This window comes from Rahnella sp. PAMC25559 (assembly GCF_050632365.1).
In the GTDB taxonomy this organism is placed as follows: Bacteria; Pseudomonadota; Gammaproteobacteria; order Enterobacterales; family Enterobacteriaceae; genus Rahnella; species Rahnella rivi.
This window is the reverse complement of sequence record NZ_CP192543.1, coordinates 1047382-1064234: the sequence shown is the minus strand read 5'-3', so window position 1 is coordinate 1064234 and position 16853 is coordinate 1047382. Positions and strand designations below refer to the sequence as shown.

Annotated in this window: 14 protein-coding genes; 6 read left to right on the top strand and 8 right to left on the bottom strand. The window is 53.0% G+C overall.

Going from position 1 to position 16853, the window contains the following annotated elements:
* Positions 1-233: 233 nt before the first annotated feature.
* Positions 234-1346 (bottom strand): branched-chain amino acid ABC transporter substrate-binding protein, encoded by a 1113-nt coding sequence (locus tag ACQZQY_RS06280; protein ID WP_431296797.1) that lies wholly within the window; start codon positions 1344-1346, stop codon positions 234-236.
* A gap of 404 nt (positions 1347-1750) precedes the next feature.
* Here ACQZQY_RS06280 and panM point away from each other — a divergent pair, with 404 nt between their 5' ends.
* On the top strand, positions 1751-2152 hold the full coding sequence (gene panM / locus ACQZQY_RS06275; RefSeq protein WP_217202725.1) for an aspartate 1-decarboxylase autocleavage activator PanM: 402 nt from the start codon (positions 1751-1753) through the stop codon (positions 2150-2152).
* A 44-nt stretch (positions 2153-2196) separates the two neighbouring features.
* On the opposite strand, the gene ACQZQY_RS06270 is transcribed toward panM, so the two are convergent.
* From ACQZQY_RS06270 to ftsY, 6 genes are all read right to left on the bottom strand, one after another.
* On the bottom strand, positions 2197-3114 hold the full coding sequence (locus ACQZQY_RS06270; protein ID WP_217202726.1) for a LysR family transcriptional regulator: 918 nt from the start codon (positions 3112-3114) through the stop codon (positions 2197-2199).
* Between the two features lie 117 nt (positions 3115-3231).
* Positions 3232-6378, bottom strand: a complete 3147-nt coding sequence (locus ACQZQY_RS06265) for an autotransporter domain-containing protein (protein WP_431296796.1) — start codon at positions 6376-6378, stop codon at positions 3232-3234.
* Positions 6379-6936: 558 nt separating this feature from the next.
* Entirely contained in the window at positions 6937-7794 is an 858-nt protein-coding gene (rpoH, locus tag ACQZQY_RS06260) for an RNA polymerase sigma factor RpoH (RefSeq protein ID WP_431296795.1), read from the bottom strand.
* 327 nt (positions 7795-8121) lie between these two features.
* A complete protein-coding gene (gene ftsX / locus ACQZQY_RS06255) occupies positions 8122-9102 on the bottom strand; it encodes a permease-like cell division protein FtsX (RefSeq protein WP_122096532.1) in 981 nt (326 codons plus the stop codon).
* Entirely contained in the window at positions 9102-9764 is a 663-nt protein-coding gene (ftsE, locus tag ACQZQY_RS06250; protein ID WP_056772179.1) for a cell division ATP-binding protein FtsE, read from the bottom strand. Before ftsE ends, ftsX begins: the two co-directional genes overlap by 1 nt.
* A 5-nt stretch (positions 9765-9769) precedes the next feature.
* Positions 9770-11248, bottom strand: a complete 1479-nt coding sequence (ftsY, locus tag ACQZQY_RS06245; RefSeq protein ID WP_431296794.1) for a signal recognition particle-docking protein FtsY — start codon at positions 11246-11248, stop codon at positions 9770-9772.
* A 226-nt stretch (positions 11249-11474) separates the two neighbouring features.
* Here ftsY and rsmD point away from each other — a divergent pair, with 226 nt between their 5' ends.
* From rsmD to ACQZQY_RS06225, 4 genes are all read left to right on the top strand, one after another.
* Positions 11475-12086: a 16S rRNA (guanine(966)-N(2))-methyltransferase gene (gene rsmD, locus ACQZQY_RS06240; RefSeq protein WP_056772185.1), complete on the top strand. Its 612-nt coding sequence runs from the start codon at positions 11475-11477 to the stop codon at positions 12084-12086.
* A gap of 1 nt (position 12087) precedes the next feature.
* Positions 12088-12366, top strand: a complete 279-nt coding sequence (locus ACQZQY_RS06235) for a DUF1145 family protein (protein ID WP_056772188.1) — start codon at positions 12088-12090, stop codon at positions 12364-12366.
* Between the two features lie 207 nt (positions 12367-12573).
* Positions 12574-13200, top strand: coding sequence for a lysoplasmalogenase (locus ACQZQY_RS06230; protein ID WP_056772191.1), 627 nt, complete (start codon positions 12574-12576; stop codon positions 13198-13200).
* A gap of 115 nt (positions 13201-13315) precedes the next feature.
* Positions 13316-15658 carry a zinc/cadmium/mercury/lead-transporting ATPase gene (locus tag ACQZQY_RS06225; protein ID WP_431296793.1) on the top strand — a complete coding sequence of 781 codons (2343 nt, stop codon included), beginning with the start codon at positions 13316-13318 and terminating at the stop codon, positions 15656-15658.
* Between the two features lie 21 nt (positions 15659-15679).
* On the opposite strand, the gene tusA is transcribed toward ACQZQY_RS06225, so the two are convergent.
* Complete coding sequence (gene tusA / locus ACQZQY_RS06220; protein WP_056772199.1) at positions 15680-15925, bottom strand: sulfurtransferase TusA; 246 nt, start codon at positions 15923-15925, stop codon at positions 15680-15682.
* A 234-nt stretch (positions 15926-16159) separates the two neighbouring features.
* Here tusA and ACQZQY_RS06215 point away from each other — a divergent pair, with 234 nt between their 5' ends.
* Positions 16160-16831 carry a 7-cyano-7-deazaguanine/7-aminomethyl-7-deazaguanine transporter gene (locus tag ACQZQY_RS06215; RefSeq protein WP_390973874.1) on the top strand — a complete coding sequence of 224 codons (672 nt, stop codon included), beginning with the start codon at positions 16160-16162 and terminating at the stop codon, positions 16829-16831.
* The last annotated feature ends 22 nt before the right edge of the window (positions 16832-16853 follow it).

Here is a 16853-nt window from a genome sequence, read left to right as displayed (position 1 = left end):
CCTTATTAATCAAGGGTTTGAAAACTTGTGCTGAGACTGCAACCCGGCGCCTCATATAAAACCAGACGCCGGGCAGAGTAATGCGCTGTTCTGCTACTACTGCATAGCAATGCCAAAATCATTCTGGTTGCAGGCAGGCGGCAATCGAACGGATCCCGATGCGCTGACATGAGTCAGTGATTCGGGTGAGCGAGTGCAGCCAACCCCCCTGCAACCTGAAGGATGCCGGGCATTTAGTTGATTGGGGTAGACGTGCCGTCTTTATGCCATTCGAAAATACCGAATTCGAATCCTTTCAGGTCACCTTTATCATCCCAGCTCAGCGGGCCCATGACGGTATCCACTGACGCTGATTTCAGGTTTTTAGCAATATCAGCCGGTTCCATGCTGCCGCTGCGTTCCATACCGGTGGTCAGCGCCTGCAATGCGGCGTAAGTCGTCCAGACGAACGGACCGGTTGGATCCAGTTTCTTGGCTTTCAGTTCGTCAACGATTGGCTGGTTCGCCGGAACCTGGTCATAACGTTTTGGCAGCGTCACCAGCATACCTTCAGAGGCATCACCGGCAATGTTAGACAGTGAGGAGTTGCCCACGCCTTCCGGACCCATGAATTTCGCGTTCAGACCGGCCTGTTTTGACTGACGCAGGATCTGACCCATTTCCGGGTAGTAACCGCCGAAATAAACGAAATCGACGTTTTCTTTCTTCAGACGCGCTACCAGGGTGGAGAAGTCTTTATCGCCTGCAGTGACGCCTTCAAACAGCACCACGTTGCCGCCGCCTTTTTTCAGCGCGTCCTGTACGGAACGGGCCAGGCCTTCGCCGTATTGCTGTTTGTCATGCACCACGGCAATACGTTTTGGTTTGATGGTGTCGAGGATGTATTTCGCAGCGGTCGGGCCCTGATCGGAATCCAGACCGGTGGTGCGCATCACCATTTTGTAACCACGGGTGGTCAGGTCAGCGTTGGTCGCAGCCGGTGTGATCATCAACACGCCTTCATCTTCATAGATGTCGGAAGCGGGCTGAGTGGAAGAGGAACACAGGTGGCCGATCACGTAACGGATACCGTCGTTGATCACTTTGTTAGCCACGGCGACCGCTTGTTTCGGGTCACAGGCATCGTCATATTCGACGCCAACCAGTTTGTCGCCTTTTACGCCGCCTTTGGCGTTGATGTCAGCGATAGCTTGTTTCGCGCCAGTAAATTCCATATCGCCATACTGGGCAACCGGACCGGACATCGCGCCCACGATGGCGACTTTAATATCTTTTGCAAACGCGGCCTGACTCATTGCCAATGCAATACACCCTGCCAGCCAGATCTTACCCTTTGTTACTTTCATCCGATTACCCCGTTGATGTGTGTTGTGGTTTGCGCTTTCTTTGCCTGTTCAAAACGTCATCACTTAAGAAATTTAGTATAAGTAATAACGAGTTACCGGCTTATTTCGTCTTATTTTCGAATAAGACTTTATAATTCATATCATTAAACAGGAATTTTCTTCTGCAAATCAAATAGCACAATCAGAAATATGAGGTGTAAACAGAATTTTATCTGGGCATTAAATCGGTTCCCTGTCAGACAATCAGTGGTAAACGCTGGCATTATTGATTAAAGCCAACATTTATCGCTTATACAGGGATCGCCAAAAAAGTTTTCGCGCTGTTACTGTACAAAAAAAGTTACGCCCGGTTTTTAGCAGGATCCGCTACACTACACGCCTCCTTTTTCCAGACCTTCCGCATCATGAAATTAACGATTCAAAGACTCACCTCCCTCAGCGCACAAGACCTGATCGATCTGGCAAAAATCTGGCCTGAGCAAACGCAAAACGACTGGCAAGCCAGCCTGCAAAATGATCGTGCGCTGTTTGCGGCGGTGTTTAATGAACGCATTCTGGGTGCCGTGAAAATCCGGCTCAACGGCAGTCAGGGTGAACTCAGCGATCTGCTGGTGCGCGAAGTGACGCGCCGTCGCGGTGTCGGGTTATATCTGATGGAAGATTTGCAGGCGCAATTGCCGCAGGTGAAAAGCTGGACGATGAAAGTCGAGCCGGAACCCGTGCTGGATGCCTTTATGACGGCGTGTGGTTTTCACTATGAAAATGGCTTCTGGATAAAAAACCTGCAGGGGCCCAGCAAACACTGAAGCCCGGTACAGGCACTTTCCCTGGTAAGGGAATGGAAGGTGGGTCAGAGCACGCCTGCAAATGCCTGCGTTGAAAAATGCCGTAGAATATCTTTAATCGTTTGGTCTGACGCCATCGATTTCTGATAACTCAGATAGACGGGTAAAGGCAGGAGTTTTTGGACCGAATCAATACATTTAATACTGAATATCTCTTTAAAATGGTCTAAAACCCATTTTGGTATAATGCAAATACATTCGCTGTTTTCCACCGTTTTCAGCAAGGTGATAAATGAATTATATTCCAGCAGACTGAAGAATCTCGACTTAGGAATGAACCCTTCAATTTCATCTTCTTTATTCTTCATCCGGTAAAATACAATATATTCTTCATTCTGAAAGTTCTCCTCTGTCAGGACATCTTTTACGCGGGGATGATTATCTGAGCAGATGTAACACAGCTCCTCATCCATTATTTTTACATTTTCGTAAGAACTGTCCTGACAGGGTGTGAAACCAAGAATGACTTCAGTCATGCCAGAAAAAGACATTGCAGACTCTGGCCTCTCAAAGGCCGAATCGTGAATGACCTGATATTTAGGGTGTTGTGACATCACTACGTCTGAGATATCGGAAAATAATCTGACACAAAGATAATCTGAACAGCGGATCACCAGTTTCTTAATAGCGTTGGCATCAAGGAGCTGATCAATATCCTCAATCAGTTTCACCATATCATCATGCACTAAGAAATATAAATGTCTGGCGGTGTCCGTGGGTATCATCGTCTGGCAATCACGAACAAAGAGCGGATCAAAAAAATATCCCCTCAGTTTATTTAATGATTGCGACACTGCCGAAGCGGATACCCCCAGACGCGATGCGGTTTGGCTTACACTGCCACACTCAAAAAGTAAAACAAATAAAGGAAGCAGGTTTATATCGAATTTCCTGTATAGCTTATTAATATTATCGATGCTCATGAAAACTCCATTCCAGGTGATGACTCTCTTTTAAGCGCCATGACCAATGTCATTTTATGAAAACAGAAGATGAATAAAGCGGCCTCGCGGCCGCTTTAAAGAACGGAATAAAATGATTTAGAAGTTATATTGATAACCTAATGACAGACCTTTATCGACAATATCATCTTCTTTCCACTGATAAGCATCGAAGGCAAGTTTGCCGGCCTTGCCGCCATAACTCAGCCCCATTTTGGCGACACCGTTAAAGCCCCCCCCCTGCTGATCGTCGTTCATGGTAAAGCTGGCATTGTTCGCGCCCTGCAAAGAGGCTTTCTGCGCAGATTGGGTATAACTGAGATTCGGCCCGCCTTCGAGCAAGGCATTCATCGCCCAGCCATTGGATGCCGCATATTTCATCTGAACACCGATGACCGCATCTACTGCCGTTTCGTTGCTGGAATCCATATTCAGATTGAAATCACCCGCGCCTCTTTCGCTGTAAGCATCGTTATTGGTGTGGCGAAGTTTCACGCCCACAGAAGGGGTCAGATTTAAACCTTCTGCCACGTCAAACCCTCTGCTGAACTGGCTGCGCCATTCCATGTACTGCTGGCTGTTGTCAGAACTGGCGGTCTGGTTAACACCGGAATAACGGATGCTGCGGTTACTTTCCAGCTGATGCACGTCGTAGCGCAGGGCGTTGGTCAGTTTCAGACTGCCAAAATCTACGCTGTGATTGATGCCGAAGAACTGGCTGTAACCGCCGGTCAACCCGTTATCACCCGCTTTGCTTTTGCCATCGATGCCGTTACCGTCCAGACGCGCAATACCGTACTGCATTTGCATCTTCTGACCCGCACTGAGGTCAAAACTCTGACTCAGGGCCATCATGTCATAACGGGTATCGTTGCCCAGTTCGCTGCGTTTATCGTTTTTATCCACCAGATTAAAACCAAAACCTGACGGCAATAAGATGGCGTTATCGGCCAGCATATTGAAACGCTGGCTCAGCACACGCGCCTCTTTGAATGCGGTGGTGGCATCCACGCCGGAAAGCTGACGCATCGCTTTATCGACTTCCGACGCTGTTTGCAGATTGAGGCTGCTATACAAAGCGTTATTGGTGTAGTTCGCATCGAGCGTGGCGGCCATGTTCTGCGCGCTGGCATCACTGCTGACCACGTCCTGATAACTGTTTTTGCTCATCGTGACATCAACGTTGCCGCTCTGATCAGTCTGCGCGCTGGCGGACCAGACGACGCTGGTTGACTGTATGTTTTCCGCGCCCTGAATATCTTCACCCACAAAGACATTGTCGAAGGTTTGGGTCTGGGCAGCGGTGCCGGAGGTAAAACCGGTATCAACAGAAACGTCGTTCAAATCAGCATGGCTGACCGTCATTGTCCCTGACGTGCCGGCGGCAGTGGTGCCTACGGTATAGTTGCTGACCGTGCTGCGGTAAACCGAGGTAGTATCGACAACAGTACCGGCTTCGCCTTTCACCAACCCATACGACGTCACACCCGCACGCACATTCACTTCACCGGTATTCACCAGATGCGCCGTGGCGCTGCCTGCGCGGTCAAACACATAGGAACCGTCGGCATTGATATTCACCGTGCCCTGGTTATAGGCCGTGACGTTGTCGCCCACCGCTTTAAAGGCCACAAGCCCGGTACCATTTTCCGCGATAGAAAGGCTGGAATCGCCAAGATTGATCGTCCCGTTGTTGACCAGCGTCGTATTATTTTGACCATACATTGCCACCGCATTACCGCCGCTGACGGTCATTGTGCCATTGTTGACAAAGGTATTGACCGTACCGGCGCTGTTACCTAATGAAACTGCGGCCAGGGTGTTCGGAGAGATGAGATCTGGTTTAGCGCTAACCGAATTAAGCAGAGAGAAATCGATCAGGCCATCATTGACCGCATTGATGGTCCCCTGATCATGAGCAGATCCTGATGCCTGTGGGTCAGAATAAACAATGTTGCCACCGAAATCTGAAAGGACCGATGTTCCCCCTCTGGCGGTAATCACCCCGGTTGATGTATTGGTCCAGGTATCTGTACTTTGTGCCGAATCCCCCCCCAGGATAAAGAGACTGGTGGTTATCACATTATCCTTACCAGCAAAAGCATACTTTCCATCCTCACCGAGCACAGAAATGGTGCCTGAATTATAAATATCTGAGCTGTTCAGGCTGATAATTGAACTAAACCGGCCAGTGACAGCTCCGGTATTAATAAATACACCATTGTCCAGCCGTACAGCATCAAGTGTATACATATAATTGTTTGGGGCAAAAGCAAAGGTAGAATCGTCAACGCCATCATCCAACTCCATACGTCCTGAATTCAAAAATATGGCGTTATCCTCTATCCTTACACGGCCTTTATCATTAATACCATCAGGAACATAAACGGGAAGTGAACTCACTTGGTATGGGTCTATTATATATTTTTGGCCAACTTTATTTTCCACCACTATAGTGCCGGTATATATAATTTCCCCGTTTTCCAATTTCCCACTCACATCGAGATATTGCGACGTCCAGATTTTTTTCCCGGTGGGTGTCGTTGCATCCAGGGTCCATGATTTTCGATCGGCAATGCTGTAACCGGTGATCGCGCCCGTGGCCTGATCCAGCGTCTGCGCAGTATAGGTTTTGCCCGTCGAATCCGTGACAAGCCAGGTGCCGTTCGCCTGCTTCACTGCCTGCATAGTCTCACCGCTGAGCGTCAGCGAAGCGGTCGTTGCGCCCGGCACCATCGTCACTGACAGTCCGTTTGGATAAGTGGTGGTCACCGGCGTTTGATCTGGCGTATCGCCACCATCATCGGGATCCGGTGGCGTATCACCGCCATCGTCCGGATTCGGTGGCGTATCACCGCCGTCATCCGGATTCGGTGGCGTGTTACCGCCGTCATCCGGATTCGGTGGCGTGTTGCCGCCGTCGTCCGGATTCGGTGGCGTGTTGCCGCCGTCATCCGGATTCGGCGGTGTGCTGCCGCCATCATCTGAACCGCCACCGCCAGCTGACATGGCAATACCGACCACCGCAGCCACTCCGGCAAGCGCGCCTCCCGTTATCCATAACTGCTGCTCAGTAATTCCTGATTTTTGACACGCTGCGGGAAGTGCGTCTTTATCGGCCTGACTTAAACCATCAATATTTTTTGGACAAGCGGGAGCAGGACCGGAGAGCGGAGTAGCAGCAAATGAATTCTGCTGACTCAGGGCAAGAATAATACAAAGGGGTAATAACTTTATCTTTTTCATTAAATGAATCCTTTCAAACAGAATAAATAATCCCTCATGACCTCTAAAAAAACTCAACCCCTCTGTTAATCAATAGCTGGAGAGTATTTATTTTAGAAGTGCAGGAGTGATCAACCTCATTAACATTTCTGAATAAAAATAATCCATTATATTTTCCATAAAAAATGAAAATTTTCGATCCTGACGATCTAATAATCAAATAAGCAGTAGTTTTATGCAGTTACAGAATATTTACTCGATCAAACCGATCGACGAAGTTAAGTAAAATAATATTCTTAGAGAATATATTAATATACAGAATATTTGATTTCTAATTAATAGTTTTTTTATATAGATTATATATTTCTCTCTTCGGACAGGACTATGCCTCTGTAAAAGAGCGCAGGATTGACTGAAAGACCGGGGGGAGAAATCATTACATCAGGCAAAGAAGTCAGGATGTTGAAAAGGAGGGGTTATCAAAGCGGAGGGAGCTGTGGAATAAGGGCAAAAAAAACTGGCCACCGAAGTGACCAGTTTTTTAACCCGAAGGTGACGTATTCTTGATGAAACGCCGTATCAGGCTTCGATCGCCATACGCAGTTTTTTCATCGCGTTCTTTTCAAGCTGACGAACACGCTCTGCAGACACGCCGTACTTGTCGGCAAGTTCCTGCAAAGTCGATTTGTTGTCGTCATCTAACCAGCGTGCACGAATGATATCCTGGCTGCGCTCGTCCAGACCTTCCATTGCTGAGGAAAGTTTGTCGGTCGCCTCCTGATCCCAGTTATCTTCTTCGATGGTTTCTGCGAAGTCAGAACTCTTATCTTGCAGATACAACATCGGTGCCATCGCCGCGCCGTCGCGTGGTTCGTCATCCGGCGTTGGGTCAAACGTCATGTCCTGTGCGGCCATGCGTGATTCCATTTCCAGCACATCTTTGCTGGTCACGCCCAGTTCGCGGGCAACGTGCTCCACTTCGTCGTGGCTGAACCAGCCCAGACGCTGTTTGTTTTTACGCAGATTGAAGAACAGCTTACGCTGCGCTTTGGTGGTGGCGACTTTCACGATGCGCCAGTTACGCAGCACATATTCGTGAATTTCGGCTTTGATCCAGTGCACCGCAAAGGACACCAGACGTACACCCACTTCCGGATTAAAACGGCGAACCGCTTTCATCAGGCCGATGTTACCTTCCTGGATAAGGTCCGCCTGTGGCAAACCGTAACCTGAATAGTTGCGGGCAATGTGAGCAACAAAGCGCAGGTGAGACAGGATCAGGTGTTTAGCCGCTTCCAGGTCACCGTCGTAATGCAGCCGTTCAGCCAGTGCCCGTTCTTCCTCTGCGGTCAGCATAGGATAGGCATTGGCCGCCCGAACATAGGCTTCCAGGCTACCTTGGGGTACCAGTGCTAAAGTGCGCATTTCTTTGGTCATTCAAGCCTCTCATGTATGACGTAATGCAGGTTTTATACCACGTTGCTGCGGGATGATACCGCCCTGTTACTGGCCTAAATTGAAACACAATCTGACCACAACAAAGCAACGCCGAGCCCTTCATATTCGCTGCTCTTCGACCACGAATTATACAAAAAGTTCAGGGGCAGATTCAACAGTCTGAAGACTGTAAGTGACAGACTGACTATTGGATAGTGAATTTGTGCCATTGAGGGAAAGCAGGAAAGAGAATGAAGATGAGATGAAGCGGCTCTCCCCCTGAAACACAATTCTTGAGCAGCAGGGGGAGATTATAGCAAAAAAACGCTACTGTGGTGTAAATCGCCGTAAATGTTGAACCGTTGCCAGCCAGGCGGCGATCCAGCCGATCATCGCGGAAATCAGGAGCAACAGCAGGCTTTCGTCCCAGCCCAGACCGTGGAGGTCAAAGGTGGTACCGAAGACTTGCGCGACCTGCGTCACCACGCTCTCAAGGCGCAGCACCAGCACTTCCGAGAGGATCAGCGAGAGCAATGCGCCGGTAAATCCAAGCATCGCGCCACCGTTAAGGAACGGCCGCAAAATGAATCCATCGGTTGCGCCAATCAGCTTCATCACGTTGATGGTATCGCGGCGGCTGAAGATGCTCAGACGCACACTGTTACCAATGACCAGGAATACGGCAATGACCATCAGGATGCCGATCATCGCAGCAATCTGCCCGACCAGCCCCGTCAGCGCCGCCAGACGGGCAAACCAGCTGTCATCCATACGCACTTCATCCACGCCCTGCACCGCCGCTACGCGATCGCGCAGGGTGTTGAGTGTGGCGGAGTCCTGGAAATTCATTTTCGGCGTAATGATCGCCACAGCGGGCAGCGGATTTTGCTCAAGCATATCCATTGCGCCGCCAAAACCTGACCAGTTACGGAACTCACCCATCGCTTCTTCGCGCGACAGATAGTTAACCTTGTCCACGCCCGCTTCGGTTTTGAGAGTTTTCACCACGTTTTCCGCGGCGTTGTCGTCCAGCGCTTTATCGAGATACACCGTCAGCTGTGGCGTGGGATACCACTGCTCCGCCGCCGTACTGACGTTTTTCCACACCAGATAGCACACGCTCGGCAACGTCAGGGAAATGGCGATCACCATCACCGTCAGCAGCGTCGCCAAAGGCTGACGCAGCATGTCGGCCAGCGCGTTCATCCACGCATAGCGCCACTGTTCACGCCAGCCGCCCTGCAACGCCTTACTTTTGGCGGCGCGGGCGCTTTTGGCGGTTTTTGTCGGGTTTGGGCTGTTCGCCATCAGTACATTCCTCCCGACATACGCCCCTGACTCAGCGTCAGCGTGCGGTAATTACGACGGGCAATCAGACCCACGTCGTGCGTTGCCATCAGTACGGTAACGCCAACCCGGTTAAATTCTTCGAATAAACGCAAGATACCTTCCGACAGTTCGCCGTCGAGGTTACCGGTCGGTTCATCCGCCAGCAGCACCGCAGGCTTGTTGACCACCGCGCGGGCAATGCCCACACGCTGTTGTTCACCACCAGACAGCTGGATGGGCAGATTTTTGGCTTTATCCAACAACCCGACTTTATCCAGCGCTGCCGAGACGCGCCGGCGAATATCTTCGGTGCTGGCACCGGCGATAATCAGCGGCATCGCCACGTTGTCATACACCGTGCGATCCATCAGCAGATGGTGGTCCTGGAAGATCATACCAATCTGACGACGCAGGAACGGCACTTCACTGGATTTCAGGCGGCTGATGTCGTGGCCGCCAAACAAAATCTGTCCGGCGCTGGGACGCTCAATACCGCAAATCAGCTTCAGCAGGGTACTTTTACCCGCGCCAGAGTGACCGGTCAGAAATGCCATTTCCGCTTGCTGGATGTGAAAATTGACGCCCTGAAGCGCCTGTCGTCCGCCCAGATAAGCTTTACTGACCTGTTCAAAGCGAATCATCCGTATTAATCCTCTCGGGCAAAAAGTGCCTCAATAAAATCGTCTGCCTTAAACGGCCTTAAATCTTCGATACCTTCGCCGACCCCGATATAACGAATCGGAATGCTGAACTGATCGGCGATGGCGAATATCACGCCGCCTTTCGCGGTGCCGTCCAGTTTAGTCAACGTAATGCCGGTTAGCCCGACCGCTTCGTTAAACAATTTTGCCTGGCTGACGGCATTCTGGCCGGTACTGGCGTCAAGCGTCAGCATAACCTCATGCGGGGCATCTTCGTCGAGCTTCTTCATCACACGGACGATTTTCTTCAGCTCTTCCATCAGATGCGCTTTATTTTGCAGGCGGCCTGCGGTATCAGCGATCAACACGTCGACGTTACGAGCTTTGGCTGCCTGAATGGCATCAAAAATCACCGAGGCTGAGTCTGCACCGGTTTGCTGAGCAATCACCGGGATCTTGTTACGCTGACCCCAGACCTGCAACTGTTCAACCGCCGCGGCGCGGAAGGTATCGCCTGCGGCAAGCATCACTGATTTGCCCTGCGCCTGGAACTGACGCGCCATCTTACCGATGGTGGTAGTTTTACCCACGCCGTTCACGCCCACCATCAGAATGACATACGGGGTTTTCCCGCTGACATCCAGTGGCTGTTCCACTTTTGACAGAATTTCGGACATTTCTTCCTTCAGCTTGCCGTAAAGCGCATCCGCGTCTTTCAGCTGCTTACGGGAAGCGTGCTCGGTCAGGGAAGTGATGATTTTGCGCGTGGTTTCGACGCCAACGTCGGCGATCAGCAGCTGTTCTTCCAGCTCCTCAAACAGCTCGTCGTCGATTTTCTTACCACGGAACAGGCCGACAAAACCGGAGCCCAAATTCTGACGGGTTTTGACCAGACTGCGTTTGAGACGGGCGAAGAAGCCTTCTTTAGTCGGGCGTTCCTGCTCGGTTTCACCGGCGGGCAGCACAACGATCGGTTCCAGCGCCACAAGCGGTTCATCGTCAACCGCCACGCTGTCGTCGATGGCATCAAGAACGTCTTCGCGGGCGTCTTCTGCCATCTCGGCGGCTGACTCCACGAAGTCGTCTTCGACAATCTGCGCTTCCTGCACCACCGGCTCTTCAACCACCGGCGCGGCAATAATGATCGGCTCTTCGATTTCAGCTTCAATGACGACCGGCTCAGGGGCGGCGGTTTCTTCCGCCACCACCGGCTGCACAGCAACCTGTTCGGTGAAGTGAACGATGTCGTCTGCCAGTTCCTCAGCGGCGGCTAAAGGTTCAGGCTCCCTGACCTCTGGCTCAGGTTCTTTAAGAGGTTCAGGCTCGATAACCGGCTCGGGTTCAGTGACCGGCTCCGGTTCAACGGGGACGCCGGGCTCTTCGACAACCGGCAGTTCTTCGCGTGTTTCTTCTTTCTGCTGCTCTTCTTCCTGACGGCCACGGCCAAACCAGGAGAAGAAACCGCGTTTTTTGTCTTTTGCCATTTTACAACTTCACTCCTCGCCGCTAATGATTGGCGAACGGATTATTAATAGGGTTATGATCGGGCAGTCTATCACTTTCCCCTTCCGGCAACACGCCCGCGTGTTGAATTCCGCTGGTTTTTCAATCGCCAATGTTAAACATTTGCCCATTGCCCGCACACCGGTAGAATAGCCCTCCAAACGATATGCAACGAAGCCCGACGGCTTCGGATTACTGAAGTGAACTATGGCAAAGAAACCTAACACGCCCGCAGCAGGCCAGATACGCATTATTGGCGGCCTGTGGCGCGGACGCAAACTTCCGGTTCCACACAGCCCGGGGCTACGTCCGACCACCGATCGCGTGCGCGAAACGCTGTTCAACTGGCTCGCACCGGTTTTACAGGGCGCGCATTGTCTGGACTGTTTTGCAGGCAGCGGCGCACTGGGTCTGGAAGCGTTGTCACGCTACGCCGCCAGCGCCACACTGCTCGAGTTTGAACGCCCGGTTGCACAACAGTTAGAGAAGAACCTGGCGCTGCTAAACGCCAAAGATGCGAAAGTATTCAACGTCAACACATTGAACTGGCTGGCAAAAGCCGGGAATGCCTTTGACGTGGTTTTCCTCGATCCGCCTTTTCGCAAAGGCATTCTGCAAGACACCCTGAATCTGCTTGAGCAGAATCAGTGGCTGGCCGATGAGGCCTGGATTTATGTCGAAACAGAAGCCGAGCACGACACTCTGGACGTGCCCGCCAGCTGGCGGTTACACCGTGAGAAAGTCGCCGGACAAGTTGCTTATCGCCTTTACCATCGCGATGTGACGCCTGAAACCGGCTCACCTGAACAGGAGCAGTAAGATGTTGATCAATATTGGTCGGTTGTTGATGTTATGTATCTGGGGGTTTCTGGCGTTTAACCTGATCCACCCGTTCCCTAAGCCGATCAAATATTTTCTGGATGTGGCGATTGTGTTCATGTTTTTCATGCACGGCCTGCAGGTCATGCTGCTGAAAGCCACGCAGGGCAAGGACAAAGACACCATCGGCCCGTGGCTGCAAACGCGCATTTTCCTGTTTGGCGTGTTTGAACTGATGGCATGGCAGAAAAAACAGCCACCGATGCCGGGCAAAAAGTAATGCCTGCTTTTACGGCGTGCTCTGCGCCGTAAAAGCCCCCTTCCTAAACCCACGGTCACCAAACCTGCCGTTACGGGGATTTCTGATTGTCGCCGGTGCGCCCTCTCTCCTACACTGAAAGCAAGTACCGGAAAACAGGATGTGTTTTCCCGAAGGCAGACCTTGCATCGGTTTTATGTTCTGTTCTGAAAGATAAAAGGATAAACAATGAGTTGGCCATTCCTCGCTGTATTTTTCTCCGGCTGGTTGTTCGTTGATGCCAGTTACCGCGGCCTGCGCTGGCAACGCTGGGTCTTCAAACCTGTCACCCTGTTGCTGCTGCTGTTACTGGCATGGCAGGCGCCCACGCTGAATGTTTACAGCTATCTGATCCTGCTGGGTCTGGCGGCAACGCTGGTGGCAGACGGTCTGCTGCTGCTGCCTGAAGAACGCTTTATGTACGCCATCGGGGCGTTCTTCCTGTCGCATCTGCTGTATACGCTAAGTTTCGCCAGCCAGATGACCATTACCTTCTTCTGGCCACTGCCGCTGGCGTTGCTGGTGATCGGCGCAATACTTCTTGCGGTGATCTGGACGCGACTGGCCGAACTCAAATGGGCAGTGACCACTTACATCGCCATGACGCTGCTGATGGTCTGGCTGGCAGGCGAACAGTATTTTGCGCGCAGCACCGACATGGCGTTCTCGCTGTTCTGCGGCACCGTGCTGCTTCTGCTGGGTAATATTTTCTGGCTTGTCAGCCGCTACCGCTTTAAATTCCGCGCCGCCGACGGCCTGGTCGCCGCCTGCTATTTCGGCGGACACTTCCTGATTGTCCGGTCGCTGTATCTTTAAATCCCTTCCCCCGCGGAACCGTTCAGGTTCCGCGAGTTAAATACTTCTTGACCTTAGAGCTGACTCCAACGTTTAGACTGGGTGTAATTCCACTCGGTTTGAAACCGGAGGCTCTATGATCCCCCTTAAAAGAACGAACATGTGTCAGTGCGGTTGCCAGGGCAAACATACCCCGGCGTTGCATATCACTAAAATCAGCACCCTTTCCCCCGCGGGCACTTCCCCTGCCGGATGTTGCAGTGAAAGCGCGCCGCTGGCGGCCTCGGCCGGCACCTGCTGCACGCCTAAAACAGCGGAACACGCACACTGTTCTGACGACAGCGGCACGGAAAGTTCGCCGGGTGAAGATGATCCCAGCGCGCCTCTTCCCGGAAACCAGCAATACAGCTGGCGCGTCGAAGGCATGGACTGCCCGGCCTGTGCGCGCAAAATTGAAAATGCCGTTTCCGGCCTGAAGGGCGTCAGCCATGCAAAAGTGCTGTTTGCCACCGAAAAACTGGTGATTGACGCCAGCCACGACATCTCGCAAAACGTGCTGCAAGCCGTCACCGGCGCAGGGTTCACCCTGCAATCTTTGGATAAAAGCCAGAATCCTCCCGCGCAGGACGTGTCATGGCTGAAAGAATATCTGCCGCTGCTGGCACTTTCGGCGCTGATGCTGCTGAGCTGGATACTCGACAGCGTTAATCCTCAGGCCGGTGAAATTGCGTTTATCGCCACCACGCTGGTCGGCCTGTGGCCGGTGCTGCGTCAGGCGATTCGCCAGACCCGCGCCGGATCACCCTTTGCTATAGAAACCCTGATGAGCATTGCGGCACTGGGTGCGCTGTTTATTGGCGCAACCGCCGAAGCCGCCATGGTGCTGCTGTTGTTTATGGTCGGCGAACGCCTCGAGTCATTTGCCGCCAGCCGTGCGCGTAGCGGCGTAAAAGCGCTGATGGCGCTGATACCCGATACCGCCGTTCGCGTGACTGAGGGCAAAACGGAATCCGTACCGGTCGCCAGCCTGCGTCCCGGCGATATGATTGAAATCGCCGCAGGCGGACGTCTGCCTGCCGATGCGGTGCTGCACAGCGCGGCCAGTTTTGATGAAAGCGCCCTGACCGGCGAGTCCGTGCCCGTCGAACGTCAGCCCGGCGAGAAAGTCCCGGCGGGCAGCCTGTGCGTTGATCGTCTGGCCCGTCTGGAAGTGGCTTCCGCCCCCGGCAACAGCGCCATTGACCGCATTCTGCAACTTATCGAAGAAGCCGATGAGCGACGCGCGCCGATCGAGCGTTTCCTCGATACCTTCAGCCGCTATTACACACCGGTCATTATGCTGATGTCGCTGCTGGTCATCATCATTCCACCGCTGGCGATGGGGCTTTCCTGGGATACGTGGATTTATCGCGGCCTGACGTTGCTGCTGATTGGCTGCCCTTGTGCGCTGGTGATTTCAACACCGGCGGCGATCACCTCCGGGCTGGCTGCGGCGACGCGTCAGGGTGCGCTGATCAAAGGCGGTGCTGCGCTTGAGCAGCTGGCGCTGATCGAAACCGTGGCGCTGGATAAAACCGGTACGCTGACCGAAGGTAAACCGGAAGTGACCCATGTGCAGGTGCTTAACGGCGCCAGCGAAGGCGAAGTGTTAAGCCTCGCGGCTGCGGTGGAAGAAGGCTCCCACCACCCGCTGGCGCAGGCGATTTTAGCGCGTGCGAGAGAACACAATCCGTTGCCGATAACCGCTCAGGACCGCCGTGCGCTGGCGGGTTCCGGTGTGGAAGGCGTTGTCTCAGGCAGAAGGATCCAGGTACTGGCTCCTGTGCGTGTGGCGCCAGGCGTGCTGAGCACGGACGCCACCGCGCAAATTGCAGGCTGGGAATCTGAAGGTAAAACCGTGGTAGTGGTGATGCAGGACGCACAGGCGATCGGTCTGGTGGCGATGCAGGACCGGCTGCGGGAAGATGCGGTCGGGGCGCTGCGCGATCTGCAGGCGCTCGGGGTTTCTGCGGTAATGCTGACCGGCGACAACCCGCGCGCGGCGAAAACTATCGCTGACCGGCTGGGCATCGAATTCCGGGCGGGCCTGCTGCCGGCGGATAAAGTCTCGGCGGTGACCGCGCTGAATGCCGTTAAACCGGTGGCGATGGTCGGTGACGGGATTAACGATGCGCCGGCGATGAAAGCCGCCACTATCGGTATTGCCATGGGCAGCGGCACCGATGTGGCACTGGAAACCGCCGATGCCGCGCTGACGCACAACCGTCTGAGCGGGCTGGCACAGATGATCAGCCTGTCACGCGCCACACGGGCCAATATCCGTCAGAACATCACCATTGCGCTGGGGCTGAAAGCGATATTCCTGGTCACCACCATTATGGGGCTGACCGGATTGTGGCTGGCGGTGCTGGCGGATTCCGGCGCAACGGCGCTTGTCACGGCTAACGCCTTACGGTTGTTGCGCAATAAATCACGTTAAGGATGTCGGGCTGGGTTCGGTCTACAGCCCTTTGCACAGCAGATAGCGGTACGGCAGGTTTTCGGTATCGGACGCCAGCAACCTGTGCTCCATAAAGCGGCAGAAACCCGGAATATCGCGGGTGGTTGCCGGATCATCGGCGACGATCAGCAGGGTTTCGCCGTCTTTCATGGTACGTACCGCTTTGCGAACCATCATTACGGGTTCCGGGCAACGCAGGCCCAGCGCATCAAGCTGATGGTCCGGGTTGATAAAGGGATCGTTCATTTCGTTTCTCAACATCTGGGTGCAGGAATGCGCGGTTGTCTGGCAAAGGCCAACAGTTTAACCCGCAGAATTTCTGGTGCAACTCACGCGGCTCATTGCGCTAAAATTAACCGTTGGATCTGTTGCGCAAACGGTGCGCAAACAGGTACTATGCGCGCCGCACCGAATTATCGGCGCGAAAAGTCACATTATTCTTGGGTTCCCTCACCCCAATTCACTAAAAAGGTCACATCTATGTACTCTTTTACTGCTCAGCAGCGGTTTTCCGCGCTGATATGGCTTTCGCTATTCCACATCGCCATCATCACCTCCAGTAACTATCTGGTTCAGTTGCCCGTCTCCATTTTTGGTTTCCACACCACCTGGGGCGCGTTCACCTTTCCGTTTATTTTTCTGGCCACCGATCTGACCGTCCGTATTTTTGGTGCTCCGCTGGCGCGACGCATTATTTTGTCGGTGATGGTGCCGGCACTGGCGATCTCCTACGTGATTTCCGCGCTGTTCTTTGAAGCGCAATGGCAGGGTGCAGAAGCACTCAGCAGCCTGAATATCATGGTCGCACGTATCGCCACCGCCAGTTTTATGGCGTATGTGCTGGGGCAAATTCTCGACGTTCACGTGTTTAACCGCCTGCGCCAGAACCGCCGCTGGTGGATAGCGCCGGTCGCCTCGATGTTCCTCGGCAACATCAGCGACACGCTGTCGTTTTTCTTTATCGCCTTCTACAAAAGCAGCGATGCGTTTATGGCCCAGCATTGGGTGGAAATCGCGATGGTGGATTACACGTTCAAAGTGCTGATCTGTCTGGTGTTCTTCCTGCCGATGTATGGCATGCTGCTGAACATGCTGCTCAGGCGTTTGTCCGCACAGGGAAATCACGACCACCCGGCCCTGCGCGCGCACTGAAAATTCGCGGGGGCAAATGGCC